This is a genomic window from Bradyrhizobium sp. BRP19 (assembly GCF_020194195.1).
GTDB lineage: Bacteria > Pseudomonadota > Alphaproteobacteria > Rhizobiales > Xanthobacteraceae > Bradyrhizobium > Bradyrhizobium yuanmingense.
Window position 1 is genome coordinate 1 of sequence record NZ_JADYVZ010000115.1, and the last position, 449, is coordinate 449.

Annotated in this window: 1 protein-coding gene; it reads right to left on the reverse strand. The window is 61.7% G+C overall.

Annotated elements, in window-relative coordinates; genetic code table 11:
* Positions 1–24 precede the first annotated feature (24 nt).
* Positions 25–449 (reverse strand): DNA repair protein RadC (gene radC / locus I6F36_RS38750; protein WP_225173269.1); only part of this gene is annotated, 425 nt, incomplete at its 5' end.

Genomic DNA, 449 nt, shown 5'->3' on the forward strand with positions numbered 1-449 from the left:
GCCCCGTGCGATGCGGCATCGGCACTACATTTTGCCGTGTTCGAGAAAGCCGTAGACGTGGTTGCGGCCGACGATCATGTGATCAAGGACGATCACGTCGAGCATGGCCAGCGCGCGGCGCAGCTCGCGGGTGAGGATGACGTCGGATTCGCTGGGTTCGGTGTTGCCGGTGGGGTGGTTGTGGGCCAGGATCACGGCGGCTGCATTGTGATGTAGCGCGCGCTTGGCGATCTCACGCGGGTAGACGCGTGCTTCGGTCAGGGTGCCGCGGAAGAGTTCTTCCCAAGCGATCAGGCGGTGCCGTACATCTAGAAAGAAGCAGGCGAACACTTCGTGTGGGCGGTGGCCGAGTGTCAGGCGCAAGAAATTCTTCACGCTTTGTGGCGAGTCAAAGGTCTGGCCGTGGGTGAAGTCTTCTTTGAGGGCGCGTCGCGCAACTTCCAGTAGGG